This window comes from Streptomyces sp. NBC_00237, assembly GCF_026342435.1.
GTDB lineage: Bacteria > Actinomycetota > Actinomycetes > Streptomycetales > Streptomycetaceae > Streptomyces.
Window position 1 is genome coordinate 53,478 of sequence record NZ_JAPEMT010000001.1, and the last position, 24,287, is coordinate 77,764.

Genomic DNA, 24,287 nt, shown 5'->3' on the forward strand with positions numbered 1-24,287 from the left:
GATGAAGGGCTTCTGGCGGGGGCGCAGCAAGGCGGCGAAGCTGGATCTGTACATGCGGGGCACGCTGTACATGCTCCCGTGGGCGATTCCGCTGGGGCTGCTGGCCCCCGTGCCCGCGCAGTTGATGCGGGACCCGGATTCCACCGCGCTGCTCCAGGGCCTGATCGCCGTGGTGCTGGTGCTGTGCGCGCTCTCGATGTATGCCATGACGCACGGGTTCGCCCACCGACTGCACGGAGCGCCGCCCCCGTGGCGGACCGCCGTGGTGGCCCTGCTGCTCGGTGCGCTGGTCGTGGTGCTGGCGGTGGCCCTCCAGACCGTGGGCGGGCTCGGAGACATCGACCCCGTCGGCGCGGACATGGTCATGTTCATCTTCTACGGGCTGCTCCCCGCCGGGCTGTGCGTCTTCGGCCTGTCGACGGTGCCCCGGTTGCTGCTGGGCACGGCCGTGGCCGCGGTCCTGACGGCCGTCGGCGTGTACGCCGCGACGGGAAGCCAGCACCTCGCCCTGCCTGTCGCGCTGATGTTCCCGGTCGCGGCCCTGACCGTCCTCGGGGTCTACCGCCCTTCGCTCTGGTTCATGGCGATGATCTGGGAGCTCGACCGGGCCCGGGACACCGAGGCCCGCCTCGCGGTCGCCGAGGAGCGGCTGCGGTTCGGGCGGGACCTGCACGACGTGATGGGCCGCAACCTCGCCGTCATCGCGCTCAAGAGCGAGCTCGCGGTGCAGCTCGCCGAGCGCGGCAGGCCCGAGGCGGTCGCGCAGATGGCCGAGGTGCAGCGGATCGCGCAGGAGTCGCAGCGCGAGGTGCGGGCGGTCGTGCGCGGGTACCGGGAGGCCGACCTGCGCAACGAGATCGAGGGGGCGCGCGGGGTGCTCGCCGCCGCCGGAATCACCTGCGTCGTCGAGGACGGCCTCGCCGCCGACCTGCCGGACGGCGTGCAGTCGGCGCTCGGCTGGGTCGTCCGCGAGACGACCACCAACGTGCTGCGGCACGGCAACCCCAAGAGCTGCACCCTGCGCCTCACCTCCGACGGGGTCCGCGCGGTCCTGGTCGTCGAGAACGACGGGGCGGGCTCCGGCACCCCCGTCGGACCGTCCGGGCTGTCCGGCTCGGGCCTGGCGGGGCTGCGGGAGCGGCTGGCCGCGGTGGGCGGGTCGCTCGTCGCGGGGGCGGCGGAGGACGGCCTGTTCCGGGTCCGGGCGGAGGTCCCGCTGACGGCTCCGGACGATCCCGCGTCACGTGTTCGTCCGCGTACGGAAGAGAAGGTCGAGGGAATGGCACCGGAATCGAGCGCACCCGCCCCGGGCGGCACGGCGAGGCTCTTCGGGCGGTTCGGCCGCTCCGGCGCGAAGGCGGGTGCCGCATGAGTGCTGTCGTACGGGTACTGCTCGCCGACGACGAGCACCTCATCCGGGGGGCGCTGGCCGCGCTGCTCGCGCTGGAGGACGACCTGGAGGTGGTCGCGGAGGCGGCGACCGGGCCCGAGGCGCTGGCCATGGCGCTCCAGCACCGGCCGGACGTGGCGGTGCTGGACCTTCAGATGCCGGGGATGGACGGTGTGGCGGTGGCCACATCGCTGCGGACCGCGCTGCCCGACTGCAAGACCATGATCGTGACCAGTCACGGGCTGCCGGGGCACCTGAAGCGGGCGCTCGCGGCGGGGGTGCGGGGGTTCGTGCCGAAGACCGTGAGCGCGCAGCGGCTGGCCGAGATCATCCGTACCGTACAGGCCGGAAACCGTTATGTGGACCCGGAGTTGGCGGCGGACGCGATCGCGGCCGGGGACTCGCCGCTGACCGCGCGGGAGGCCGAGGTGCTGGAGCTGGCGGCGCACGGGGCCCCGGTCGCGGAGATCGCCGAGCGGGCCGCGCTCAGCCAGGGGACCGTACGGAACTACCTGTCGTCGGCGGCGTCGAAACTGGGGGCGGAGAACCGTCATGCGGCGGTGCGTCTCGCCCGCGAGCGAGGTTGGGTATAGTTGGCCTCGCGCCACGGCGCAACGCGGACGTAGCTCAGTTGGTAGAGCGCAACCTTGCCAAGGTTGAGGTCGCCAGTTCGAACCTGGTCGTCCGCTCCAGATGGGAAGAAGGCCCCGGTCATCGCGACCGGGGCCTTCTTCGTGCTGTCCGGCACCGGGGGTTCCGGTGCCGGACGGCCGTACTACGACCAGCTCTGGCCGGTCAGGCGCTCGTACGCCTCGACGTACTTGGCGCGGGACGCGTCGATGATCTCCTGCGGGAGGGCGGGCGGCGGGCTCGAGGACTTCGGGTCCCAGCCGGACGCCTGCGAGCTCAGCCAGTCGCGGATGAACTGCTTGTCGAAGGACTTCTGCGCGCGGCCCGGCTGCCAGTCGTCGGCGGGCCAGAAGCGCGAGGAGTCCGGGGTGAGGACCTCGTCGGCGATGACGAGCTGCTCGCCGTCGCCGGACGCGTCGGGCTCGTAGCCGAACTCGAACTTGGTGTCCGCGAGGATGATGCCCCGGTCGCGGGCGATGTCGCGGGCCCGGCCGTACACCGCGAGGGTGGCCTGGCGGAGCTGGGCTGCGGTCTCCGCACCGACCTGGCGGGCGACCTCCTCGTAGCTCACGTTCTCGTCGTGGTCGCCGACGGCGGCCTTGGTGGCGGGTGTGAAGATCGGGCCGGGCAGCTCCGAGCCGTTCTCCAGGCCCTCGGGGAGGGCGAGGCCGCAGACCGTGCGGGACTCCTTGTACTCGACGAGTCCGGAGCCGGTCAGGTAGCCGCGGGCCACGCACTCGACGGGCACCATGCGCAGGGACTTGCAGACGAGCGTGCGCCCGGCCCAGTCGGCGGGAGCGCCGTCGGGCACGTCCGTGGAGAGGACGTGGTTGGGGATCAGGTCCGCGAGCTGGTCGAACCACCACAGCGAGAGCTGGGTGAGGATGCGGCCCTTGTCGGGGACGTCGGTGGGCAGCACCCAGTCGAAGGCGCTGGTGCGGTCGCTGGCGACCATCACGAGGTCGCCCGCCTCGTTCTGGTACAGGTCGCGCACCTTGCCGGTGTGCAGATGTACCAGGCCCGGCACCTGCTGGGGCTCGGGCTTTACTACGAATCCGGACACGGTTCCTCCCCGTGGTTATGGCCAATCGGTCTCGATTCTCCCGTATGCGCGGGGGAAGCCCCCGGTCAGGGTGGCCGGAGCGCGCGGAACGGGTCCCTACGGATGCGGGGGGAGGGTGCGGGCGGTGGGGCGCGGATGCTGGTCAGGTGCCCTTGGCGATGCGGTCCAGGAGGTTGGCGGTGGCCTTCTGGATGCGGGGGTCGACGTGTCCCGGGCGGTCCAGGGCCGGGGACCAGGCGAAGGTGCCGGAGGCGAAGACGAGGGCGCCGCTCGGCGCGCGGTACAGGGACGTCTCCTGATGCCGCAGGGCGCCTTCGCCGTCGCGGTAGGGGGAGTGGGCGAGCAGGATGCGGCCCCGGTGCTCGGGCAGGGCGGTGCGCGGGAAGTAGCGGTCGGCCTCGCCCGCGACCAGTCCCGGGATCTCGTCGCCCTCCCCCGCGCCGGTGCCCTCCCAGAGCCAGTGCTCGGCGTTGCGCACGACCAGGGGGCTCGGCTCGGGGACTCTTCCCGCGTACTGGATCCCCATCAGCTGCTGCTCCGGTTTGTCGACTTCCCGCCAGAGGGCGGCCCTTCCGGGGCCGCGGCGCTTGCGGCAGGACAGGAGCCGGTCGGGGACGCCGGAGGGCGCGGGGCCCAACTCGACCTGCCAGTACATGGTGTTGGCGGAGAGGAAGACCAGCGAGGTCCCCTGGTCGCGGGCGTGCTCGGCGGCGCGGCGCATGGGGACGGACCAGTACTCGTCGTGCCCGGGGAAGACCAGCCCCCGGTAGCGGGAGGTGTCGACGCGGCCCGCGTGGAGGTCGCGGGCGTCGGCGTACGCGAGGTCGTAGCCGTACCGCTCGGCCCAGCGGATGAAGTCGTACGCGTGCCCGACGTGCAGCGGCAGGCCCTGGCCCGCGTACGGGCGGTCGAAGGAGACGGTGGTGGCGGCGTCCTCCTCGCCGAGGAGCCGCCCGCGCTCGTCCCACGCGTGATAGAGGCTGGCACCGGTGCGGCCGTCCTCCGGGAAGAGGTTGTACGCCTGCCAGGTGACGTCGGGCAGGAGCAGCAGGAAGTCGGCGGGGCGGTCGTCGCGGACGGTGAACGGGACGTGGGTCCGGTGCCCGTCGGCGCTGGTCAGGACGGCGACGTACGCGCCGAGGCTCCAGTACTCGGGGATCTGGAGCCGCCAGGACTGCCACCAGTGGTGGCAGGAGACCGTGCGGTCGACGGCCAGCGGGGCGGGCTGGACGATGCCGGAGAGGCGGGGGCTGGTGTCGACCTTCTGGGCGCCGGCACCGCTGTAGTGCCCGATCCGGTAGACGTACAGGGAGAATTCCTGCGGCGGATTGACCGTGACGTGGAAGTCGACGGCGCCGCCGGGGGACACGGAACCGGAGGACGTGAACCCCTTGATCTGGCAGTTCACGTCGTCGGCGGCGCGCGGGCCCGACGAGCGCCGGGGCGGCGGGACCCTGGCTCCCGTGGCCGGGTCGAGGTCCGCGTACCAGGGGACGACGGTGCCGTCGGCGTCGAGGTACTGGTCGCCGCCGCGGAGCCAGGGCAGGGGGCCCTGGCCGAAGGGGTCGGACACGGCGTGCGCGAGTGCCCCCGAGTCCCAGCGAATCTGCTCCGCCCCCACGTCACTCCCCTCCCTCTGATTCCCTCGGCCGCCCCAGGACGACACCGGTCACCGGTACAACGGTGGTGCATCGGCTGTCAGGTCCAAGAGGCCAGCACATCACATAAAGCACTCACTCCGTCACCGTTCGTCGCGAATTGACGTGAAGCGGAACCTGATACTCCGTTCGTGGGACCTGTCGGCGGTTCTGCGGGAGTTACTGGTGGGGCGGGCGTACGGGGTGAAGGGGCCGGACCGGGGCGGCGCCACGGGCCGACGGGTGCCGCGCACGGAGGGGATCACACCAGGCGGACCGGCTTTTCCGGGCGGACACCGACCTCGGCGAGCCAGCTCCGGAGCGGGCCGGAATCACCGTCCTCGACCAGGCTGAGCACCGGTCCCGCGAGATCGTTCCGCCGCTTCCCCTCGACGAGCAGCGAAGGACCGTCCAGCCAGTCGAGCCCGGGAGCCGCCCCCGCCGTGTCCACGGCCGCGCAGCACACCATCGCGGTGACGTGGTCGGCGAGCAGGTCCCGCCCCGTCCGGGGCGGCTGGATCGGGAAGACCGGCAGCGAATCCCCGCCCCACGCACCGCCGTCCATGAACTCCTGCCCCTCACCGAGTGCGACCGGCACCGGCACGGGGGCCGCCGCCTCCTCGCGGGCGGCCTCGGCGGTGATCCCGGCGGCGAGGGCATCCGTACGCTCCTCGTCGCTGCGCCCGTCGTCGGGCCCCGGCGCACCGTTGAGCGCTATGGTCTCGGCGGCGAGGTGGTCCATGACGCGGGCCAGCGTGGGCCCCGTACGGTCGCCGCCGGTACGGGGGGCTTCCAACCGGTCCAGCACCCGGTGCAGCCGGGCCGCCTCCGTACGCCACTTCCGGTCGACGACTTCCTCCGGATACGCCTGCCAGTCGACCGGCGACCAGTCGGGCCCGACCGCGGCGGGCCCGCCGTGGAAGAGCCGGGCGGCGAGCAGCGAGGCGGCCTCGTCGACCGCGCCGGGCTCCTCCAGGAGGTCGCAGGCGGGCCGCTCCCCGAGCCGGGACGCGAACCCGTCGGCGAGCCGGTCCCGCCGTGACAGCTCCGTCAGGGCGGAGACGACTCCGGCGTCGAGCCGGGAGGGCCAGCGACCCATCCGCCAGGCGGGCAGCGCGACCCTGGTCAGCAGCCGGTCCCAGCCCGCGTAGGCGAGGCCGACCTGCTCCTGGGCGACGATCCGCAGCCCGTAGTCCACGGCCTGTGCGCGCTCGGACGCTGCGGCGGCGACGCCCCGCTCCAGCTGGGTGATGTGCTCGCGGCAGGCGGCGAGAAGGACGCGGGAGATCCGGCCCAGCGGGGCGAGCGCGATCCGCCGCACGACCCCCTGACCGGGTGTGGCGGCGATGGCCGCGGCCGCGTCCAGGCCCCGTACGAAACGGCGGGCGGCGGCTATGTCGGGGTGCGCGGACGGCCCCGTACTGGCGACGACCGGGGCGAGGACGGCCCGCAGCTCGGCGACGCGCATCCACCACAGGAAGGGCGATCCGATGACCAGCACCGGAGCGGTCCCGCCGCGTATGGACTCGGCGGCGCGCCCGCCTTCGTGGGCGGCGCGGCCTCCGCCCCGTACGGACGGGTGGCCTCCGCCCCGTACGGACGGGTGCGAGCGGTCCTCCAGCCAGCTGTCGCAGTCCGGCGTCAGGGCTATCGCGGACGGCGCGGGCACGTCGAGCCGGGCGGCCAGGTCCCGCACCAGGCGGTACAGATCCGGCGCGGACTCCTCACTCAGCTCCACCGTCGGCGTCACGGCGGGCCGGGCCCGCGCGACGACGGCGCCGACCGCGCCCCCCACCAGCAGCACCACCAGGGCGACGCAGGACACGACCCAGCGGGCCACGTCCCAGCCCGCCCCTTCGAGCCGCCCCGACACTCCGCCGACCAGCAGCACCACGGCTGCGGCGGCGGGCAGCAGGACCGCCGCCACCGCACGGCTGCGCACGCGCAGCACCGCGAGGGCACGGGACCGCGCGGCCTGCGCGCCCTGCTCCGTACCGAAGGCACCGGGAGGCCCTCCGGCGGTGCCGGAGCCCCCGGACCCCCCGGAGGCGGGGCCCCCGGAGCCCGTGGAACCAGAACCTGACCGAGAATCGGGGCCAGTGGAACTGGCACCGGAATCAGACACACCGGACATGACCGGATTCACCCCCTCTGCCCTGATCGCCCATCAGTGGGTTGCTCACTCCCCCACTGTGGCACCCGCCACTGACACCGCAATGTCGGTGGGCCAAGTGCCGGAACGCCTGCGCGGCACCCTAGTTGGGGCTTTCGCGCGAGTCATCCGGATGGGCGAGCCGTCACCCGATGGAATGGCTTTGGGTAAAGGTGCTGGCTTTCCCGGGCGAACCCGGGGGTCAGTCGTGCTCCGGTCGTGCTGGGCCGGTGGGCTCCGGTCGTGCCGTGCCGGTCGGCAGCGGTCGTGCCGTGCCGGTCGCAGCGGTCGTGCCGTGCCGGTCGCAGCGGTCGTGACGTGCCGGTCGGCTGCGGTGTCAGGCCCGTCCCGCACCCTCGCCGACCGCTTCGTCGGCTGCGTCGTCGGCCGCCTTCCGGGCGATGTCCGTACGGTGCTGCGAGCCGTCGAGCCGAATCCGCTCGACCGCGCGGTACGCACGGGTGCGCGCCTCGGTGAGGTCGGCGCCGGTCGCGGTCACCGACAGCACCCGCCCGCCCGCGCTCAGCACGGCGCCCGAAGCGTCCAGCTTCGTCCCCGCGTGCAGGACGTACGCGTGCGGGGCGTCCTCGGCGGCCACGTCCGCGAGCCCCTCGACGGGGTCGCCGGTACGCGGCGTACCGGGGTAGTTGTGCGACGCGACGACCACCGTCACGGCGGCGTCCTCACGCCAGGCCAGCGGCGGCAGGACGTCGAGTGTGCCGTTGGCCGCGCCGAGGAGGACTCCCGCGAGGGGAGTGCGCAGCCGGGCGAGGACGACCTGGGTCTCGGGGTCGCCGAAGCGGGCGTTGAACTCGATGACGCGGACGCCGCGCGACGTGAGCGCCAGACCCGCGTACAGCAGCCCGGAGAACGGCGTCCCGCGCCTCCTCAGCTCGTCCACGGTCGGCTGGAGCACGGACTCCATGACCTCGTCCACGAGCTTCGGGTCCGCCCACGGCAGCGGCGAGTACGCGCCCATGCCGCCGGTGTTGGGCCCCTCGTCGCCGTCGAGCGCGCGCTTGAAGTCCTGTGCGGGCTGGAGCGGCAGCACGGTGACCCCGTCGGTGATCGCGAACAGCGACACCTCGGGCCCGTCCAGGAACTCCTCGATCACCACCCGCTCACAGGCCAGCGCGTGCGCCCGCGCCTCCTCGACGTCGTCCGTCACGACGACGCCCTTGCCCGCCGCGAGCCCGTCGTCCTTCACGACGTACGGAGCGCCGAAGGCGGCCAGCGCGGAGTCGATCTCCTCGGGCGTCGTACACACGTAACTGCGCGCCGTGGGCACTCCGGCCGAGGCCATCACGTCCTTGGCGAACGCCTTGGACCCTTCCAGTTCGGCCGCCTCCTTGGACGGCCCGAACACCGGAATCCCGGCTTCGCGCACGGCGTCGGCGACGCCCGCGACGAGCGGGGCCTCCGGGCCTACGACGACGAGACCGGCGTCGAGTTCGGTGGCGAGGCGCGCGACGGCGGCCCCGTCGAGGGCATCGACCGGACGCAGCTCCGCCACTTCCGCGATGCCGGCGTTGCCGGGGGCGCAGTAGAGGGCGGTGACGTCGGGGTCGAGGGACAGAGAGCGGCACAGGGCGTGTTCGCGGGCGCCGCCGCCGATGACGAGGACCTTCACGGGGTGAAGCCTAGGGCCTGGCGAGGCCGCCCGGTCCCCCGGGGCTGGAGTTCCCTCTCAAGGGGCCGGGTGCGAGGTGTTGTGCGTTGCTACGAGGGCCCGCCGTTGGGGGCGCGGGGCTGTGGCGATGTGCGGCTCCGCCGCGTGGGCGCGCCCAGCCACGACGCACCCGCACGGTGGCGGAAAGGCCGCGCGGCGAGCGCTTGAGGGCCCGGGCCAGGGGACTCATCCGGCCGAAGGCGGGCCGGAGCCCGGGGACGGAGCCCCCGGCAGTAATCCCGGCCACGGCTCCCCTACTCGTTTAGCTCATTTACTCGTTGACGAACTCCTCGACCACCGTCGCCCCCAGCTCCCGCACGATGAGGTCGTGCCCCGACAGGGCCTCGTCCACCAGATCCGGATCATCGTCCTCCGGCATGTCGTCCTCGGCCGACACCGGCACTCTCTGCGGAGCCTGCGCGGCCTGCGACGGCGGCCCCGAGGAGGCAGGACCGGAGGACTGGTACGCCGCCTGCGAAGGTTGCGCGGCCGCCTGCTGGGGCGCGGCCGACGGCGTGGGCTGCTGCTGCCCCATCGCCCCGCCGCCCTGGGGCGCGGCGGGCTGCGGAGGACGAGGCGCGGCCTGGGGAGCAGGCGCCCCACCCCCGAAGCCACCGCTCCCCCCGAAGCCGCCTCCGCCCCCGCCCCCGCCTGCACCGCCGAAGCCGCCTCCGCCCCCGTACCCCCCGGAAGGCCCAGAACCCGGTCCCCCACCGGCTCCGCCCCCGCTCGCGTCGACGACCGACTCGATCCGCCACTGCACCTGGAAGGACTCGGCCAGGACCTGCTTCAGTACGTCCTCACTCCCGCTGCTCGCGAAGTTGTCGCGCGCACCGGCGTTGAGGAAGCCCACCTGGAGCGTCGTGCCGTCGAAACCGGCGACCTGGGCGTTCTGACTGAGCAGGATCCAGGTGAAGCGCCGCTTGTTCTTGACGGCCTCCAGGATGTTGGGCCACATGTTCCGCACCTGGACGGCTCCCTGCGCGGCGGCAGGGCTGGGCGCGGCCTGAGCAGGCTGCGCGGGACCGGAGGGCGCCGCCGCGACGGGCACCGGGGCCTGCGGCGCCACGGGCTCGGGCCGCCCCTGCCCGGGAGCGGAAGCCGTGGGCCAGCCCCCGGGCCGACGCACCGGAGCCTGAGCGGGAGCAGCCTCAGGAGCCGGAGCCTGGGCGACCGGAGGCTGCACGACCGGAGCCTGCGCCACCGGAACGGCCACCGGAGGCACCGGAGCAGCCACCGGAACCGCAGGTGCCATGGGCGCCACGGCCGCAACGGGTGCCACCGGAGCCCCATGCGCCTCAGGCCCAGGGACGTACCCGACGGGCGGCATGCCAGGCATGCCCCCACCCGGCACGAACCCGCCCGCGCCCGCGCCTCCACTCCGCTCCAACCGGTCCAGCCGCGCCTGCACCGACCGTTCGTCGTCAAAAGCCGCAGGCAACAGCACCCGCGCGCAGATCAGCTCCAGCTGCAACCGGGGCGAGGTCGCCCCCCGCATCTCCGTCAGTCCGGAGTTGACCAGATCAGCAGCCCGGCTCAGCTCAGCGGCGCCGAATACGGACGCCTGCGCCTGCATCCGCTCCACGACGTCGGCGGGAGCGTCGATCAGCCCCTTCTCCCCCGCTTCGGGGACCGCCGCCAGAATCACCAGATCCCGCAGCCGCTCCAGCAGGTCCGCCACGAACCGCCGCGGATCGTTACCGCCCTCGATCACCCGGTCGACGACCTCGAACGCGGCGGCCCCGTCCCCCGCCGCGAACGCGTCGATCACCGAATCCAGCAGCGACCCGTCGGTGTACCCGAGCAGGGCCGTCGCCATGGCGTACGTCACACCGTCGTCGGCCGCGCCCGCCAGCAACTGGTCCATGACGGACATCGAGTCACGCACGGACCCGGCCCCCGCCCGTACGACCAGGGGCAGCACGCCGTCCTCGACCGTGGCGTTCTCCCTGCCGCACACCTCGCCGAGGTAGTCGCGCAGCGTCCCCGGCGGCACGAGCCGGAACGGGTAGTGGTGGGTCCGCGACCGGATCGTCCCGATGACCTTCTCGGGCTCGGTCGTGGCGAAGATGAACTTCAGATGCTCCGGCGGCTCCTCGACCACCTTCAGCAGGGCGTTGAAGCCCGCCGGGGTGACCATGTGCGCCTCGTCGATGATGTAGATCTTGTACCGGCTGCTGGCAGGCCCGAAGAACGCCTTCTCCCGCAGGTCACGGGCGTCATCCACACCACCGTGCGAAGCCGCGTCGATCTCGATGACGTCGATCGACCCACGCCCGTTCCGCGCCAGGTCCTGGCAGGACTGGCACTCGCCGCACGGCGTGGGCGTCGGTCCCTGCTCACAGTTGAGACAGCGCGCCAGAATCCGCGCGCTGGTCGTCTTTCCACAACCCCGCGGCCCGCTGAACAGGTACGCGTGGTTGACCCGGTTGTTCCGCAGGGCCTGCATCAGCGGGGCAGTGACATGCTCCTGCCCGATGACCTCGGCGAACGACTCGGGGCGATAGCGGCGGTACAGCGCAAGGGACGACACACATACGAGGTTATCGGGACCCACTGACAACCGGTCCCGCCCCGAGCCCGAGACGCCCACGCGGCCCACTGCCCCCGGGAACGCAAAGACCCCCCACGCACCCGCCAGAGCCAACCTACCCTTGCTGCCTTCCGGCCCTGGGGGAGTTCAGTCAGATAGCGCCACGTGAGGGGCTGAACCCCACCCTAGCCGATCGCCCCCACCAAAAACGACCCGGGCCGACCTGCGAATCCTCCACCCCCCTCCCCCGACCCCCTCACCGGGAACGCGGTCGCAAGCACCCTCCAACGTCTTGTATTGTTTGCGGCGGAGGATTCGCCTAGTGGCCTAGGGCGCACGCTTGGAAAGCGTGTTGGGGGCAACCCCTCACGAGTTCGAATCTCGTATCCTCCGCCGGCCAGAGGCCCGGACCACTTCGGTGGTCCGGGCCTCTGTCGTTTCCGGGATCATTCGGCTTCTCGGCGGCGCGGCTCAGGGACTGTTCCCGGTCGGTTCAGGCGGGGAGGTGGCCGGTGGCGAGCCAGCTGCGGCCGGTGGCGGGGTGCTGCGGGTCGAAGGGGGGCGGCACCGGGCGGCCGTATTGCGCCGTGAGTTCTTCCAGGGTGTGCACCTCGGGTTGCCAGCCGTGGCGTGCGAGCCAGGGGGCGAGGGCTTCCGTGGGTCCGCCGTGCCACAGGTCGACGAGTTCCTCGGAGAGTGCCCGGCGGGCGCCGCGGAGCAGTGCGGAGTCCTCCTGGTGGTCCAGCGCGAGGATGCTGCCGGGGGCCGAGTTGGCGGTGACGCGACCGAGGAGCAGGTCGGCGGCGACGGGGGTCAGGGCGTAGAGGATGCCTTCCATGAGCCAGGTGGTCGGCAGGCCGGGGTCGAAGCCGGCTGCGCACAGTGCGGTCGGCCAGTCCTCGCGCAGGTCCGTCGGCACCTCCGTCCGTCGGCAGCCGGCGGTGATGCCGTGAGCGACGAGCACGGCCGCGCGGTAGGCGAGCGTGTCGGCGAAGTCGACTTCGAAGAGGGTCGTCGCGGGAGGCCAGTCCAGGCGGAACGACCGCGCGTCCATGCCGCAGGCCAGCAGCACCATCTGGGTCGTTCCCGCTCGCGCCGCGCTGGTCAGTACGTCGTCCAGGAAGCGGGTGCGGACGGCCACTTGGTCGGCCATCAAGGTGAACAGCTCGGGCGTGGGGGCCGGTTGTGTTCCTGTCGTGGGGGCGTCGTCAGCGGAGAAGTCGAGGAAGTGCTGTGCGTAGGGGTCGGCGAAGAGGCGGTCGGGGCGGCGGTGTTCTCGTGCGCGAATCGCCGTCACCCCCAGCGCTGTGGCGGCGACGCCGGTCAGTTTGGGGGCGGGAGTGTGGCTGCTCGGCATTGCGTGCGTCGGTGCGTGGGTCGGTGCGTACGTCGGTGTGTTCGTCGGTGTGTTCGTCCTCGCGTTCGTCATCGTGTTCCTCCGTTGTTCGGTCGGTGTCTGGTCGGTCAGCGGCTGCCGGAGAAGGGAGGGGAAGCGGACGCGCGACCGCCGGTCGCCATCCACGCGCGGATGTGCCGGACCCACCCCACTGAGATCGCGGGCTCCGGCAGTCCCCCTCGGCGCGGTCCGGCCGCCGGTGTCCGCAGCCCGTCGAGGTAGATGTCGAGTTGACGATGCGCGAGCGCCTCGTCCTGGGAGAACCCCGCGCCGGGCATCGGACGCGCCAGGCGCAGGATCATGAAGACGACGTCCCCGGTCACCACGTCGCCGCGCAGCAGTCCCGCGTCCCGGGCCCGCGCGACCAGGTGGCCGAGGGGGCCCAGGGCGTCCCGGTCCTCGTCGAACAGCAGGACGCTCTCGACCCTGCCGAAGAGCGTCGGCACGACGGTCGCGGCCTTGCTGTCCAGAGCGGCGTGCATGAAGCTGCGCAGAGCCTCGACCGGATCGCTCTCCCCCTGTGCCGCGTCCGTCGCCGCCTCGTACAACGACTCCATGACGTCGACGGCCACCGCTCGGATCAGCGCGCTGCGGCTGGGGAAACGGCGGTAGAGCGTGGCGATCCCCACGCCCGCCCGGTCGGCGATCTCGTGCAGTGGAACGTCCGGCCCCTCGTCCGCGTACGCCCGCCGGGCGGCCAGCAGGATCCGAGCACGGTTGTGCCGTGCGTCTGCACGCATGGGACGCCTCCGAGGTACGTGAAACCCGGCCGCGGGCGGAGCGCTTCCGCCGTCTTCGGGAAACCGTAGGGCCGTCGGCCGGTGAAGTCCTCGACCCGACGGGAAGTGAGAGGCGGTCGGCGTCCCGGCCTCCGGGAAGGTCCGCACCGCCGTGGGTGGCGGCCTGTTCGCCTACCTGGTCGTGATCGCGGTCGCCTCGGTGCTCGCCTTCACGGCGACGGCACTGCCTGCGCGGGCCGCGCAGCGGGAAGGTCGGAGGTGACGGAGCTGGCGGAGTCGGCAGAGTCGGCAGAGTCAGCGGAGTCAGCGGAGTCAGCGGAGTCGGCGGAGTCGGCGGAGTCGGCGGAAGGGTGTCCGGCCTTCGGGAGATGGCGTACGGCGAAGAGGCCGAGCGCCGCGTGCAGTGCGGCGGTCACCGCTGCGGCCACGTGCAGGCCCGTCACGAAGGAGGACTTCGCGGCGTCGGCCAGGGCGGGGGCGAGGCCCGGGAGTTTCAGGGTCGCGTCGAGGGTGCCCGCGAGGTCCGGGCCCTGGAGGCGGAAGAGCAGGGCGGCCAGGGAGCCGAGGAGGGCGATGCCGAGGGCGTTGCCGATCTCGTTGCTCGTCTCGGCGATGGCGGCCGCGGAGCCCGCGCGCTCCGGGGGGACGGCGGAGATGGCCGTGTCGGCGACGACGCTGAAGGAGATGCCGTAACCGACTCCGGCGACGACGGTGGAGGCGACGTACCAGGTGATGCCCTGCGTGGCGGTGGTGGCGAGGAGCAGGAGCAGGCCCGTGGTGATCAGGAAGTGGGTCGTGATGAGGGCGGCGCGGGTGCCGGTGCGGGCCACCAGGGCGGGGGTGGCGATGCAGGTGACGGTGAGGGCGGCGGCGCCGGGGAGGGCGATGAGGGCGGCGTTCAGAACGGTCAGGCCCAGGACGGACTGGAGGTAGATGCCGCCGAGGTACGCCGTCGCCGACCAGGCCGCGAGGGGGAGGAGGCCCGTGATCGCGGCGATCGTGAAGACCCGGTCGCGGAAGAGGCCGAAGTCGATCAGGGGGTGGGGGAGGTGGAGTTGGCGGCGGACGAACCAGGTGAGGGCCGCGATCCCGACCGCTCCGGCGGCCAGCGCGAGGGGGCTCGGGCCTTCGGCCGCCGTGTGCTTGACGCCGTACACGGAGAGCAGGATTCCGGCGGCGGAGAGCACCACGCTCAGGGCGTCGACGCGGCCGGTGCGGGTGGTGCGGACCTCGCGGAGGAGGGTGGGGGCGAGGACCAGGAAGAGGGCGACGACGGGGAGGTTGATGAGGAAGACCGAGCCCCACCAGAAGGAGTTGAGGAGCTGCCCGCCGACGACCGGGCCGATCGCGAAACCGGCGGCGAAGGTGGCGGCGAAGATGCCGATCGCCTTCGTACGGGCGCGGGGGTCGGGGAAGAGTTCGCTGAGGACGGCGAGGGCTGAGGGGAGGAGGGTGGCTCCGGCGACGCCCATCAACGCGCGGAAGGCAATGAGGAGTTCGGCGGAGGTGGCGAAGGCCGCGCCCGCCGAGGCCAGGCCGAAGACCGTCGCGCCGGTCAGGAGGAGTCTGAGGCGGCCGTGGCGGTCGCCGATCGTGCCGAACGCGACGAGGAGCGAGCCGACGGCGAATCCGTACACGTCCAGGATCCAGAGGGCCTGGTCGGCGGTCGGGGACAGTGCCTCGGTGACCTTTGGCATCGCGAGGAAGAGGACCGAGCTGTCCATCGCGACGAGCAGGACCGGGCCGAGGACGACGAGAAGACCGAGCCATGCCTTCGGCCCTGGCCGGGCGGGGGCCGGGGTCGGGGTCGGGGTCGGGGTCGTGTGGGATGCGGTCGGTGTCGGCTTCGGCGGGCGCGGTGCGGTCGGTGTCGGCTTCGGCTTCGGCTTCGGCGGGCGCGGTGCGGTCGGTGTGTTCATGGGGCGAGCCTGCGGCGGGGCGCGCGGGCCAGCCATCCCCGTGCCGTGGGTACACCTCGCAGGGGCAGGCCGGTCGCGAGGGAGCGTGCCTAGGCTCTCGTCCATGGAACTGGAGAGCCTCGGGGCGTACCTCAAGAGCCGTCGCGACCGTGTCACCCCCCTTGACGTCGGACTGCGTACGTACGGAACGGCGCGGCGCGTACCGGGGCTCCGGCGCGAGGAACTGGCCCAGCTCGCCGGGGTGAGTGCCGGGTACTACACGCGGCTGGAGCAGAACCAGGCCGGTACGGCGTCGCAGCAGGTGCTGGACGCGCTCGCCCAGGTGCTCGGGCTCGACCGGGACGAGCGGGCCCACCTGCACAACCTCGCCCGCCACCCGGCCGCACCGCGCCTGGTGCGGCCCCGCCCCGAGAAGCCGCATCCCCGGGTGCTTGCGCTGCTGGGGTCGATCGGGGAGAGCACGCCCGCGGTGGTGCTGGGGCGGCGCGGCGACGTACTGGACTGGAACCGCGCCGGGCACGCCCTCGTCGCCGAGCACGTCGGCTTCGAGGCGCCGCGCGATCCGGCGCGGCGGCCTTCGATACCCCGGCTGTTCTTCCTGGACCCGCTCACGCGGGACCTGTTCGGGAACTGGGACGCGCTGGCACGGGCGCACGTCGCGTACCTGCGGTTCACGGCGGGGCGTTACCCCGACGACGCCCGTCTCGCCGAGCTGATCGGTGAACTGTCCATGCGGAGCGGTGAGTTCGCGAGGCTGTGGGCGAAGGGGGAAGTCGCGGACTGCACGGTGGGGACGATGGACTTCCGCCACCCGACGGTCGGCGCGCTCTCCGTCGACTACCAGGTGTGGCTCCAGCCGGAGAGCCCCGACCACCGCCTGGAGGTCTACACCCCGAACGACCCGGCCTCGACGGACGCACTGCGACTGCTGGCGGGGCAGGCAGCGGGGGCGGGGGCGGGGGCGGGGGCGGGGGCAGGTGCGGGTGCGGGTGCGGGCGAGGGTGTGGATGCGGGCGAGCGCCGGGGTCAGGCGGCGGGGCGAAGGGTGACCCTTCCCTGAGCCGGGGGTTAGCACCACCTCGGGTCGGCAGGGTCGCACCATGCCTTTCGGCGGGCGGATTCGGGATCGTGGGTCTTGTCAACGAACACGTTGCGCGCCCGTCCCCACCGCGATGATTCGAGGCCCGTCATGACCGCCTACGCAACCGCCCCGCTCCCTTCCTACCCCACCCGCGACGACCGCGAAGTCGGCTTTCTGCGCGGGCCGTTCGCCGGGTCGACGTACCGCGAGATCGGGTACACGATCACCTCGCTGCCGGTGGCGGTCATCGGGTTCGCGTTCGCCGTGACGCTGTTCGCGGCGGGAGCCGGGCTCGCCGTGACCGTCCTCGGGCTGCCGGTGCTCGCCGCCATGCTGGCCGGGGCGCGCGGGCTCGGGGCCGTCGAGCGCGAGCGGGCCAGGCTCGCGCTGGGGCTGGCCGTGGAGGGTCCCGCTCCGGTCGTCGGCGGGGGCGGGTTCTGGGCGGCCATGCGGGCGCGGCTCGGGGACGCGGCGGGGTGGAAGGCGCTGCTGTTCCACGTGGTGATGCTCCCGTACCGGATCTTCAGCTTCGTGATGTCGGTGACGTTCCTGACGGTGGGATGGGCCGTGGCGCTGCTGCCCGTTTACAACTGGGTCTTCCCGAAGTACGTCGGGGACTGGGAGGGATACCGGGTGTACGACTACACCTCGGGCGGCATCCAGCACACGTACGACATCACCTCTCCGCTCCAGCTCGCGGCGGTCTCGCTGGTCGGGCTCGCCGTCGTCTTCCTCACGCCGAAGCTGGTCCGTGCGCTGACGAACGTCGACCGGGCGGCGGTGCGGGGGCTGCTCGGGAAGTAGACCCTCTCCTTCTGGCTTTCTGGCTGGATGCTCGAACTCCCTTGGCGCTCCCTGCCGGTACTTCGGCCGTACGCGCCTCCGCGCCCCCTTGTTCTGGTCTTGTTCTGGTCTTGTTCTGGTCCGAACGGGTGAAGGAGCGGGGACGCAGGAAGGGGCGGGGAGGACCGGTGCGTACCGGTTCACTCCCCGCCCCTCACAGCCGTACGGCCGTCACGCTCAGGCCCGTACGGCCCTCCCGCTCAAGCTCGTACGACCCTCACGCTCAAGCCTGCTGGCCCGGCTTCCTGCGCCGTACGACGAAGACCGCGCCCGCACCGAGCACAACCGCCGCGCCCGATGCGAGGGCGAGCTGCGGGGTGCCGGAGGAGCCGGTGGCGGCGAGGTTGCCCGCGTCGGTGGAGACCGGGACGACCGACGAGTTGCCCTGCGGCGTCTTGACGTTGTCGGCGTTCTTCACGTCGCTCGGCTTCGAGTCGTCGACGTCGTCGATCTTGCTGCCCTCGGGCAGCACCGAGAACGGGTACTCCTTGAGGGGGTTACGGATGCAGTTCTCGGGGTCGGCGATGAAGTCGCCCGAGGCGAAGGCCAGGCCCTCGGAGGACGGGGCCTTCTTGTCGACCTTGAGGCGCAGCTTGAGGTCCGCGGACTTACCGGCCGCCAGGTTGGTGATGGTGCCCGCGAACTGGCCCTCGCCGACGTCCTTCCAGTCGTTCGAACCCGCGGCGGCGGACTGGAGCTGGAGGAGGTCGTCGATGCTGGTGAAGTCGTTCTTGTTGTGGCCGTAGACCACGGCGAACGGCTTGATCTCCTTGAAGTCCTTCTTCGTGCCGTTGGCGACGTGGAGCGTGAACTCCACCGTCGTACCGGCGACGATCTTCGACGGGAGGCCGTTGAGCGTGGTGGCGAGCGCCGCGTCCTTGACGCACTTGCTCGGGTCGAAGGGGGGCTTCGGCTTCGTCGGGTCCGTGGGGTCGGTCGGGTCCGTCGGGTCCGTCGGGTCCGTGGGATCCGTCGGGTCGGTCGGGTCCGTCGGGTCGGTCGGGTCGGTCGGGTCCGTCGGGTCCGGCTTCTCCGCCTCCGCCTTGGCCGCCTCGTACGCCTTGACCGCGTCGTCGTACGTCTTCTTCGCGGTGGTCGCCGCGTTGGCCGCAGTGCCTGCACGGCTCTGCGCGTCCATGTGTCCCTTGAAGATGTTCCCCTCTTCGAACGCGAGGGTCTTGTCCGCGTCCGACTTGGCCTTGCCGGCGGCGTCGTACTTCTCCTGCGCCTTCTTGACGGCGTCCTTGGCGGCCGTGACCTCCGCCTCGGGGGTGCTCGCGGGCAGCTTGGCAAGGGCCTCCTGGGCCTTCGTCAGCGCGTCCTTGGCCTCGGTCAGCGCGGTGCCTGCGGCCTCGGCCTCTTTCTTCTTCTCGGCCACGTACTTCCGCGCCGGGCTGTCGTCATCCAGGTAGTGGTCGGCGTACGTCTTCGCCGCGTCGGCCTTGACGACGGCTTCGTCGTACGCGGTCTTCGCGTCGGCGACGGCCTTCTTGAGCTTCTCCAGCTCGGCGGGCGTCGGCTTCGGCTTCTCGTCCTGCACCTGACCGGCCGGGACCGGGTCGGCGGCGAACGCGGGAGTGACCGACAGGAGCAGCGCGGGGGTGGCGACGGCCACGGCGACGGCCGTCGAGAGCATGCGGCGTATCTTCACGCGGGCCCTTTTCTGGGAAGGGGGTCTCCGGTCGCAGAGACCTCGAAGGGAAGAAGAAGGGAAAGAAGGTGGGGGCGTCGCCGCGGAGTGAGGTCTCACGCGGGCGGCGCGGCCCCGTGATCGTACGACCGGAGAACGGGCCGGAGAAGGGAAATTTCACGCCCTACGGGGTGTCCCGCCGACAACTGCTTGAACGAACGCGGTCATTCGCGACAGTTGCCCACGGGGCGTGAGTTTTCTCTGTGAGGTGATTCATAGGGCGTGGTGGGGCTGTGGGGGGCCAGTGGGGCTGGTGTGTTCGGCGGGCCGGGGCGGAGGGGTGGATGCTCCTGCCTTCCTCAGCGGCGGGTGCCCTGCCTTCCTCTGCGGTCGTACGGCCCTGAAGACCGCCGCCGCGAGCAGCGCCCCCAGCACCGGTGCCACCAGATACGCGACCAGGTGCGCGGTCTGCCCCGACCACAGCGCCGGGCCGAACTGCCGCGCCGGATTGACCGCTCCCCCGGTCACCGGGCCGAGGCCCACGATCGCCCCCGCCACACTCGCGCCCATCAGCGGCGGCAGCGCCCGCGCCACCCTCGGGGCGATCAGCGCGTACGCCGCGAGCAGCATCATCGCGGCCATCGCCACGGCTTCCAGGACGAGTACGGTCGCGCCGCCCCAGGTCTCCCCCGGGGCCACCGCCGCCGTGTCGGCCATCGGCCCCCACACGGCCCGGCCAAGACCCATGCCCAGGGCCGAGCCCGCCAACTGCGCCGCGACGAAGGGAAGTACGGCCCGGCCGGGCAGTTCGCGCAGGGCCCACAGGCCGACCGTGACCGCCGGATTGAGGTGTCCTGCGGTGAACCGTTGTGCGGCGGGCGACATCACGAGGGCGATCGCCGCGCCGACCGCCAGCGCGACACCGGCCAGCCGGAGGGTGGGGTCGGGGGCCGCCCCCACCGCCGGGGAGTCGGGCGCGAGGAGCCACCGTACGGCGGTGACGACCAGGAAGAGGAGCGCCGCCGTCAGGACCAACTCGGCTACCGCGTAACGCAGTTGGTTTCTCACCCCGCGCTCTCCTCCGTGCGCGTTCCCGCCAGCAGCCGGGAGGTGACGGTGGCCAGGCGCTCGCCCTGGTAGCGGGCGGCCTCCAGGGTCTCGGCGCCCGGCTCGCCGCCGCGCGAGACGAAGGTGGTGCCGTACGGGTTCCCGCCCGCGGCGGAGACGGCGGGGCTGGTGAAGCCGGGCGGGACGATCAGCGTGCCCCAGTGGTACATCGTGTTGTAGAGGGCGAGCAGGGTCGACTCGTTGCCGCCGTGCGGGTTGGACGTCGAGACGAAGCCGGTGACGGGCTTGTCGGTGAAGACGCCGCTCGCCCAGAGGCCGCCGGTGCTGTCGAGGAACTGCTTGAGCTGCGAGGAGACGTTCCCGTAGCGGGTCGGGGTGCCGAAGGCGTACGCGTCGGCCCAGCGCAGGTCGTCGAGGGTGGCGACCGGTATGTCGCGGGTCGCGTCGGCGTGCGCGCGCCAGGCCGGGTTGGCGTCGAGGGCCGCGTCGGGGGCGAGCTCGGCGACCCGCAGGAGGCGGACCTCGGCACCGGTCTTGGCGGCACCCTCGGCGAGGGCCTGGGCGAGGTGGTGGACGCTGCCGGTGGCCGAGTAGTAGACGACGGCGATCTTGGCGGGGGCGGCGGTGACGGGGGCGGTGGCGGTGGGGGCGGTGGCGGTCATGACGGGTCCTCCGGGAGATGGCGACGGTCCGCACTCCAACCGGATTGCTATCCGGTTGAGTTGACGTCGATGACGTTAAGCGGATGACTATCCGGTTGGCAAGAGCCTGTGCAGACCAAGTGGATAGCTGTCCGTTTCGGGTACGCTCCCGGCCATGAACGAGCCCGAGAACACTCCCGGCGGCCCCGCGACCGGAGACGGCGGCTCCCCGCCCGGCGACCCCGCGACCGGAGACAGCGGCTCCCCGCCCGGTAACCCCGCGACCGACGGTCCCGGTTCCGGCAGCGCAGGCCCCGTCGTCCCGCCGCCCGCGGGCCGTTCCGTACTGCCGCTGGCCGAGGGGCCGCCGCCCGAGCGGGCCGACGCCGCCCGCAACCGGCGCCGCATCCTCGACGCCGCCGCCGAGATCGTGGCCGCGAAGGGCCCGTCGGCCCTCACCATGAACGCGGTCGCACACGCCAGCGGGATCGGCGTCGGCACCGTCTACCGGCGCTTCGGCGACGTCCAGAAGCTGCTGTACGCCCTGCTCGACGACCGGGAGCAGCGGTTCCAGTCGGCGTTCATGGCCGGGCCGCCCCCACTGGGCCCGGACGCCCTGCCCGCCCCTCCGACGACGCCCTCGGTACGGTTGCGGGCCTTCCTCCACGCCCTCGCGGACCACACGGTCGAGAGCGAGGAAATGCTGCTGGCCGCCGACAGCGCGGCACCGCAGGGCCGGTACCGCACGGCCCCGTACCTGACTTTGCACACGCACACCGCGATGCTGGTGGGCCAGATCCAGCCACAGGCGAACGCCGCACTGGTGGCCCATCTGCTCCTCGCGACGCTCTCGCCGAGCATCGTCCAGCACTTGCACGAGGATCGCGGTGCGACGGCGGCGCAGATCAAGGAGGGCCTCGACCAACTCCTCGCGCTGCACCTGACGGACTGACGCGGACTCATACGGACTGACGCGGCCCCGTACGCACTGACGCGGACTCATACGGGCTGATGCGAGGGCGCTGCCGGGAGCCCCTCAGGAGGCACGCACACCCCAACCGCTGCCATGCACACCCCGGGCGACACAAGAGCGCCATTCAGCCGTTGTCACGTGCGTCTCCGCACACCCGTCCGCACACTCGGTCACGTGAGTATTCGGAAAAGCATTCCCAGACGCCCATGGAATCGCTAACTTCCCCTCACATTTGTTCGCACCGAGAGGACTCCTGTGAACGCTTCATCCCGCAGTCGCAGATCCATGGCCGCCCTGGCGTCCCTGGCGATCGCCACGCCCCTCCTGCTGGCGGCCGCCACCCCTGCCGCCGCGCAGCGCGACGGCTCCGACCCCGCGAAGGACGCCGCCAAGCTGGCCAAGCAACTGGTGAAGGACTCGTCAGGGCCGGGCGCATTCCAGCACTTGAAGCAGTTCCAGGCGATATCGGACTCGGCGGGAGGCAACCGCGCCGCCGGTTCGCTGGGCCACGACGCCTCCGGCGCGTACGTCTTCAGCCTGCTGAAGAACGCGGGCTACGACGTCCACTACGAGAAGTTCAACTTCGTCTCGATCACGACGCAGGCCCAGAAGCTGAAGGTCGTCTCGCCCGCGCCGCGCGACGTGAACATCATCGCGATGTCGTACACGAAGTCGACTCCTGTCGGTGGCCTGAACGCGACCCTCGCGAACGTCCCGGTCGACGACACGACCGGCTGCGAGATCGGCGACTACGCGGCCGGATTCACCGGCAAGATCGCCCTCATCAAGCGCGGCGGCTGCTCCTTCGCGCAGAAGCAGGCCGTCGCCGCCGAGGCGGGCGCGGTCGGCGCGATCATCTACAACAACGTGCCCGGCACGCTCAACGGAACCCTCAACAGCGCCGCCGAGGGCAAGCTGCCCACCGGCGGCATCACCCAGGCCGACGGTGAGGCGCTGGCCGCCGACATCGCCAAGGGCCCGGTCACGATCAACCTGGAGATCCGCCAGCTCCAGGAGAACAAGACCACCCGCAACGTCATCGCCGAGACCAAGGGCGGCAACGCCGCCAACACGGTGATGCTCGGAGCCCACCTGGACTCGGTCCCCGAGGGCCCCGGCATCAACGACAACGCCTCGGGCTCCGCCGGTCTCATCGAGGTCGCCCTCAAGCTCGCCAAGGCCACCAAGAACGGCAAGCAGCCCGCCAACAAGGTGCGCTTCGCCTGGTGGTCGGCGGAGGAGCTGGGCCTGCTCGGCGCCGAGGACTACGTCACCAAGCTCACCCCCGAGCAGCGCGCGCAGATCAAGCTGTACCTGAACTTCGACATGATCGCCTCGCCGAACTTCGGCCAGTTCGTCTACGACGGCGACGACTCGGACGGCGTCGGCTCGGGCCCGGGGCCGGAGGGTTCCGCCCAGCTGGAGAAGGGGATCAACGACTTCCTCGACAGCAAGAACTTCCCGCACGAGGGCACCGACTTCAGCGGCCGCTCGGACTACGGCCCGTTCATCGAGGTCGGCATCCCGTCGGGCGGCACCTTCACGGGCGCCGAGGGCCTCAAGACGGCGGCCCAGGCGGCGAAGTTCGGCGGCACCGCCGGGGTGGCGTACGACAAGTGCTACCACTCCAAGTGCGACAACCTCTCCAACATCAATGACCAGGCGCTCGACATCAACGTCGACGTGATCGCGAACGCGGTCGGCACGTACGCGCACGACATCAGCTCGGTCAGCAAGCCGGTCGTGTCGAAGCCGACCACCGGCGGTGACAGCGGCAGCGGCGGCCACGCCGGTCACGACCACGAGGGCGAAACCAGCTGACAGCTGAGGCATGAGGGTGGGGGCACGGCGGCCAACCGCCGTGCCCCCACCAACGTTTCACGTGAAACACCTGCCGTGGCTCAGAGCGCCATGGGTCCGCCGTGTGCCGCGACCGCCTCCCGTACCGCCTCGATGTACGCCTCGGAGCGGGCGTTGGTGCCGTCGGTGCGCCAGACGAGGGCCACCTCGCTGTTCGGTACGTCGGCGAGGGGGACGTAGGCGAGGTCGGGGCGGGCGTAGTACGTCGCCACCGACGCGACGACCGGGGAGACGCCCTGGCAGGCGGCGATCATCGACAGCATCTCCTGGAACGTCGACACGTCCTGACCGCGCTCCAGCACCGCCCCGCCGGGCGTGCGGCGCGGCACCTGGGCGTCCCACCAGTAGGCGGGAGCCCCGCCCGTCACGCCGAAGAAGCGCTCCCCGGCCGCCTCCTCCAGCGACACCACCTCCCGGTGGGCGAGGGGGTGATGGCACGGCACGGCCAGCACCCGGGACTCCGAGACCACGGTGGGACCGACGGTCAGGTCGGGTTCCTCGACCGGCAGCCGGGTGAAGAGCACGTCGACCTCGCCCGTACGCAGGGGGCCGAGCGGGTCGGCGAACTGCACCTCGCGCATGCGGACCTCGCAGCCGGGGGCGCGTTCCCGGAAGGTCCGCCGGATGTCGCGGGTGAGCTGACCGGCCCCGGAGCCGAGGAAGCCGACGTTCAGGACGCCGTCGATGCCGCGCGCGGCGGCGCGGGCGCGCTGGACGAGTGCGGTCAACTGGGCGTTCAGGGGAGCCAGTTCGGTGTGCAGTTGACGGCCCAGAGGGGTCAGGCCCACGCTACGGCTGGTGCGGTCGAAGAGCGGGGCGCCGATCTTCCGCTCCAGGCGTTTGAGGACCTGGCTGACCCGGGCCTGGGAGACCAGCAGCTTCTCGGCCGTGCGGCCGAAGTGCAGTTCGTCGGCGAGGGTCAGGAAGATCTCCGTCTCGTGCCGCTCCATCACTGCCACGCACCTCCACGCATCGCCGCCGGCCAAACCCACCGGATCAATTGAGCTGAGTTATCGATCGTTGCACGAATCGGCGTTGTTCGGGGCGGTGCTCCGGAGGATC

General features: G+C 72.1%; 18 protein-coding genes, 2 tRNA genes and 1 other RNA gene. 8 read left to right on the top strand and 13 right to left on the bottom strand.

The features are described 5' to 3' along the window. The first annotated feature begins 1 nt into the window (after position 1). From OG897_RS00250 to OG897_RS00260, 3 genes are all read left to right on the top strand, one after another. Entirely contained in the window at positions 2–1,372 is a 1,371-nt protein-coding gene (locus tag OG897_RS00250; protein ID WP_266651652.1) for a sensor histidine kinase, read from the top strand. Next, positions 1,369–1,983, top strand: a complete 615-nt coding sequence (locus tag OG897_RS00255; protein WP_266651654.1) for a response regulator transcription factor — start codon at positions 1,369–1,371, stop codon at positions 1,981–1,983. The genes OG897_RS00250 and OG897_RS00255 overlap by 4 nt, the downstream gene beginning before the upstream one ends. 23 nt (positions 1,984–2,006) lie before the next feature. Continuing rightward, a tRNA-Gly gene (locus OG897_RS00260) sits at positions 2,007–2,082 on the top strand. Between the two features lie 83 nt (positions 2,083–2,165). Here OG897_RS00260 and OG897_RS00265 read toward each other — a convergent pair. The 6 genes from OG897_RS00265 to ffs form a co-directional block, all read right to left on the bottom strand. Then, positions 2,166–3,083, bottom strand: a complete 918-nt coding sequence (locus OG897_RS00265; protein WP_266651656.1) for a phosphoribosylaminoimidazolesuccinocarboxamide synthase — start codon at positions 3,081–3,083, stop codon at positions 2,166–2,168. A 142-nt stretch (positions 3,084–3,225) separates the two neighbouring features. Next, entirely contained in the window at positions 3,226–4,704 is a 1,479-nt protein-coding gene (locus OG897_RS00270) for a N,N-dimethylformamidase beta subunit family domain-containing protein (RefSeq protein WP_266651658.1), read from the bottom strand. Positions 4,705–4,982: 278 nt separating this feature from the next. Then, positions 4,983–6,662, bottom strand: a complete 1,680-nt coding sequence (locus OG897_RS00275) for a hypothetical protein (RefSeq protein ID WP_266651660.1) — start codon at positions 6,660–6,662, stop codon at positions 4,983–4,985. A 547-nt stretch (positions 6,663–7,209) separates the two neighbouring features. Continuing rightward, entirely contained in the window at positions 7,210–8,502 is a 1,293-nt protein-coding gene (gene purD / locus OG897_RS00280; protein ID WP_266651662.1) for a phosphoribosylamine--glycine ligase, read from the bottom strand. 310 nt (positions 8,503–8,812) lie between these two features. After that, the gene (locus tag OG897_RS00285) at positions 8,813–11,074 is read right to left on the bottom strand and encodes a DNA polymerase III subunit gamma and tau (RefSeq protein WP_266651664.1); all 2,262 of its coding nucleotides are present in this window, start codon (positions 11,072–11,074) and stop codon (positions 8,813–8,815) included. A gap of 81 nt (positions 11,075–11,155) precedes the next feature. Further along, positions 11,156–11,252, bottom strand: an RNA gene (gene ffs / locus OG897_RS00290) — signal recognition particle sRNA small type. 130 nt (positions 11,253–11,382) lie between these two features. On the opposite strand from ffs, the gene OG897_RS00295 reads away from it, so the two are divergent. Next, positions 11,383–11,467, top strand: a tRNA-Ser gene (locus OG897_RS00295). A gap of 100 nt (positions 11,468–11,567) precedes the next feature. On the opposite strand, the gene OG897_RS00300 is transcribed toward OG897_RS00295, so the two are convergent. The 3 genes from OG897_RS00300 to OG897_RS00310 form a co-directional block, all read right to left on the bottom strand. Further along, the gene (locus OG897_RS00300; RefSeq protein WP_266651666.1) at positions 11,568–12,503 is read right to left on the bottom strand and encodes an SAM-dependent methyltransferase; all 936 of its coding nucleotides are present in this window, start codon (positions 12,501–12,503) and stop codon (positions 11,568–11,570) included. Positions 12,504–12,538: 35 nt separating this feature from the next. After that, the gene (locus tag OG897_RS00305) at positions 12,539–13,210 is read right to left on the bottom strand and encodes a TetR/AcrR family transcriptional regulator (protein WP_266651668.1); all 672 of its coding nucleotides are present in this window, start codon (positions 13,208–13,210) and stop codon (positions 12,539–12,541) included. A gap of 209 nt (positions 13,211–13,419) precedes the next feature. Beyond that, positions 13,420–14,934: an MFS transporter gene (locus OG897_RS00310; protein ID WP_266656443.1), complete on the bottom strand. Its 1,515-nt coding sequence runs from the start codon at positions 14,932–14,934 to the stop codon at positions 13,420–13,422. A 298-nt stretch (positions 14,935–15,232) separates the two neighbouring features. Here OG897_RS00310 and OG897_RS00315 point away from each other — a divergent pair, with 298 nt between their 5' ends. Together OG897_RS00315 and OG897_RS00320 are read left to right on the top strand one after the other, a co-directional pair. Further along, positions 15,233–16,189 (top strand): helix-turn-helix transcriptional regulator, encoded by a 957-nt coding sequence (locus OG897_RS00315; protein ID WP_266651670.1) that lies wholly within the window; start codon positions 15,233–15,235, stop codon positions 16,187–16,189. A gap of 129 nt (positions 16,190–16,318) precedes the next feature. After that, positions 16,319–17,014: a sensor domain-containing protein gene (locus OG897_RS00320; protein WP_266651672.1), complete on the top strand. Its 696-nt coding sequence runs from the start codon at positions 16,319–16,321 to the stop codon at positions 17,012–17,014. Between the two features lie 262 nt (positions 17,015–17,276). Here the strand turns inward: OG897_RS00320 and OG897_RS00325 are convergent, their stop codons facing one another. The 3 genes from OG897_RS00325 to wrbA all read right to left on the bottom strand — a co-directional run bounded on the left by OG897_RS00325 (position 17,277) and on the right by wrbA (position 20,413). After that, positions 17,277–18,689, bottom strand: a complete 1,413-nt coding sequence (locus OG897_RS00325; RefSeq protein WP_266651674.1) for an LPXTG cell wall anchor domain-containing protein — start codon at positions 18,687–18,689, stop codon at positions 17,277–17,279. Between the two features lie 267 nt (positions 18,690–18,956). Further along, positions 18,957–19,751 (bottom strand): aquaporin, encoded by a 795-nt coding sequence (locus OG897_RS00330; RefSeq protein WP_266651676.1) that lies wholly within the window; start codon positions 19,749–19,751, stop codon positions 18,957–18,959. Next, positions 19,748–20,413, bottom strand: a complete 666-nt coding sequence (gene wrbA / locus OG897_RS00335) for an NAD(P)H:quinone oxidoreductase (RefSeq protein ID WP_266651678.1) — start codon at positions 20,411–20,413, stop codon at positions 19,748–19,750. Before wrbA ends, OG897_RS00330 begins: the two co-directional genes overlap by 4 nt. A gap of 154 nt (positions 20,414–20,567) precedes the next feature. On the opposite strand from wrbA, the gene OG897_RS00340 reads away from it, so the two are divergent. Next, entirely contained in the window at positions 20,568–21,344 is a 777-nt protein-coding gene (locus tag OG897_RS00340; RefSeq protein ID WP_323187947.1) for a TetR family transcriptional regulator, read from the top strand. A 306-nt stretch (positions 21,345–21,650) separates the two neighbouring features. Further along, positions 21,651–23,186, top strand: a complete 1,536-nt coding sequence (locus OG897_RS00345; protein WP_266656447.1) for a M28 family metallopeptidase — start codon at positions 21,651–21,653, stop codon at positions 23,184–23,186. A gap of 80 nt (positions 23,187–23,266) precedes the next feature. Here OG897_RS00345 and OG897_RS00350 read toward each other — a convergent pair whose 3' ends face one another. Then, on the bottom strand, positions 23,267–24,175 hold the full coding sequence (locus OG897_RS00350) for a LysR family transcriptional regulator (RefSeq protein WP_266656449.1): 909 nt from the start codon (positions 24,173–24,175) through the stop codon (positions 23,267–23,269). Positions 24,176–24,287 lie beyond the last annotated feature (112 nt).